The organism is Veronia pacifica, assembly GCF_001707825.1.
Classification (GTDB): domain Bacteria; phylum Pseudomonadota; class Gammaproteobacteria; order Enterobacterales; family Vibrionaceae; genus Veronia; species Veronia pacifica.
In genome coordinates, this window is record NZ_LYBM01000094.1 from 1 (window position 1) to 2,528 (window position 2,528).

The following is a 2,528-nucleotide window of genomic DNA, read 5'->3' on the forward strand; positions in this document are numbered from 1 at the left end:
ATATGTAAACATGACCAAGAATCTATTTTGTATTTCAGCATTATATTCGCTCATTATCTTAAAAGGAGATGCTGCTGTGGCAGATGAAAATGAATATGTAATGGAGCAAATTAAATATTTAGTTTGGGGTGGGTTCTCTGATTTCAACGAAATAAAATTTCATATTACCGATATAGTTGAAAACGAAGGGATAGAAGATACACAGCCTTACATTGCTGCAATAAAAAATGAGATTCTTAAAAAAAAAAGAGCAAGACAGTTGGCCGAAGAATACCGATGTAGATAAATTGAATGAAGTTTTCAAGCGGTTAAAAAATGAAGGTGTGTTGTGTCTACACAATGCTGGTTACACGATGTCTGATGGGCATTATGATGCTAATGAGGCAATCCAAAACTACCCGAAAGGTACGTTTCAAGGTTATTGTTTTTATCATGGGCAAGACCTAGAGCGCATCCTTCAGGGTGGCAGTTTAATGTTGGCGTATGATCATATAAATGGCGATGTACCAGAAAAAATTGATATAGGAAATAAGCTAAAATCTGAGCTCGAAAAGTCAGGTTTTAAAGTGATATGGAACGGAACAACAGAGCAACGGATAGAGGTTTCCAACATAAAGTGGCAGAATCGCGGCATATAACAAAGCTATGCACCGGAACAGCAGTCCTTCGTTGTAATTTATGCACTACGCTGCCGCTCCGTTAACATAAATTACAACTACAGCCCGCTGTCCAGTGATAGCGGCGTTAGCCGTTAAGAGTAAACATGCACATTCCATCAAAATTCAAAGAAACAAACTTGGATGTCTTGTATAAATTCATTCAAGAGAATTCGTTAGGAACACTGGTAAGTTCAGCGGAAGATTTCATAGATGCAGATCATATTCCGTTTTACCTGAAGAAAGGTGAAAATGATCAGGTAATTTTGCAAAGTCACATAGCTAAAGCAAATCCGTTATGGAAATCATGCGCTGATGGTCAAGAGATTTTAATCATTTTTCATGGGCCAGATGCTTACATCAGCCCAAACTTCTACCCATCAAAGCAAGAAACAGGTAAAGCTGTTCCAACATGGAATTATTCAGTCGTTCATGTCAGAGGGCGCATTCATTTCAAGCATAAAACTAACTGGATTTTACAGCTTCTCAACGATATTTCTGATTTTCATGAACTAGATCAGAATATCCCTTGGTCAGTTTCTGATGCTCCAATAGATTTCACTGAGAAACTTATCAATGCAGTTGTCGGCATAGAAATTACTATAGAAAGTATCGTTGGTAATTTTAAACTAAGCCAAAACAAGTCAGCTTCGGATTATTCAGGTGTTGTAAATGGTCTGGCAAGTTCTGAGAACCGTTCTGATATTTCTGTGGCCAAACAAATGCAAAACAATCAACACGCGGCTAACAAATAAATCCAGGTGACGCCTACGGCGCACCTGATTTAGGCGTTAACTACACCACCCCAAACGCTTACCCCCATCATAAGGTCGGGCTAACCAGGCCTTAATCAGCTTTTCTGCCAGCTGTTCGCCATCTATCTCAACATCGGCCAGCAGCCGGAAGTATTTGCACCGCTCGATATTCGTTAGCCTGATCACCTCCGCACCCCGCAGCAACGCAACCGTAAACTGCTTTGCCTCCCTCGCCTTCTGCTTTTCAAATTCACACTTCCCATGTATCTCAGGCGCATCCAGACCTTTCACCCGAGCATGAACCCGCTTGCCCAAAGACTTGAGAATTAAAGGCGTATAGATGGTCGCAAATTTCACCCTTGAATTACTTCGGACAAATCGCAGGATTTATATTGAACACTTTGGGGTATTTAACACTGTTAGGGCTAATGGAGGTAATCTTGAAAGTATTTGCTGCTTTGATGTTTTCTTTACTCTTATCTGCCTGTTCCACACTTCCTAAAGCAGTAAAAAGTGGTATTGATTATTCTGGCCAAGGAAAGAATAAAGTCTTTGTGGTTAGTCATGGGTGGCATACAGGCTTTGTTGTTCCATCAACGTCCATTATTCAATATGTTCCCGAGCTTAAATCAAGGTTTCCAAGTGCGCCATATATTGAGCTTGGTTGGGGAGACAAAGGCTTTTATCAGGCTCAGGAGATTACGACAAAAATTACATTGCAGGCTATTTTCTTACCTACTGATTCGGTGGTACATGCGGTTGCAGTTCCTAGTGAGAATATTGCCGCGTATTTCTCAAATAGTGATGTTAGAGAATTAAAACTTACCAACGCTGAGTTGTCGAACCTAGGTCAGTTCATTTCTGGCAGTTTTGCTAGAAACAATGGCCTTGTTTTAGCTCAGAAGAATGGCATCTACGGAGACAGTCAATTTTACAAAGGAGTTGGCTCATACTACCTAATGAATACTTGTAATAAGTGGACAGCGAAGGGGCTGCAAAGTATGGGTCTGGACATATCACCTATGTTCAAGCTCACTTCTGGAAGTGTCATGGGCTATTTAGAAGATTTAGCAGCGCTCTAACAAACGCATCAAGTCGTTCGCCATCTATCCCGATA

5 protein-coding genes are annotated in these 2,528 nt (G+C 40.6%); 4 read left to right on the forward strand and 1 reads right to left on the reverse strand.

The genetic code is table 11. The features are described from left to right. From A8L45_RS23210 to A8L45_RS23220, 3 genes are all read left to right on the forward strand, one after another. A partial coding sequence (locus A8L45_RS23210) for a hypothetical protein (RefSeq protein ID WP_217492214.1) occupies positions 1–286 on the forward strand: 286 nt, incomplete at its 5' end. Beyond that, positions 228–638 (forward strand): DUF6891 domain-containing protein, encoded by a 411-nt coding sequence (locus tag A8L45_RS23215; protein WP_175402076.1) that lies wholly within the window; start codon positions 228–230, stop codon positions 636–638. The genes A8L45_RS23210 and A8L45_RS23215, both read left to right, overlap by 59 nt. A gap of 125 nt (positions 639–763) precedes the next feature. Continuing rightward, positions 764–1,411 carry an FMN-binding negative transcriptional regulator gene (locus tag A8L45_RS23220; protein ID WP_068905717.1) on the forward strand — a complete coding sequence of 216 codons (648 nt, stop codon included), beginning with the start codon at positions 764–766 and terminating at the stop codon, positions 1,409–1,411. Positions 1,412–1,447: 36 nt separating this feature from the next. Here A8L45_RS23220 and A8L45_RS23225 read toward each other — a convergent pair whose 3' ends face one another. Further along, entirely contained in the window at positions 1,448–1,768 is a 321-nt protein-coding gene (locus tag A8L45_RS23225; protein ID WP_068905718.1) for a thermonuclease family protein, read from the reverse strand. An 83-nt stretch (positions 1,769–1,851) separates the two neighbouring features. Here A8L45_RS23225 and A8L45_RS23230 point away from each other — a divergent pair, with 83 nt between their 5' ends. Next, on the forward strand, positions 1,852–2,493 hold the full coding sequence (locus tag A8L45_RS23230) for a TIGR02117 family protein (protein ID WP_217492215.1): 642 nt from the start codon (positions 1,852–1,854) through the stop codon (positions 2,491–2,493). Positions 2,494–2,528: the final 35 nt, after the last annotated feature.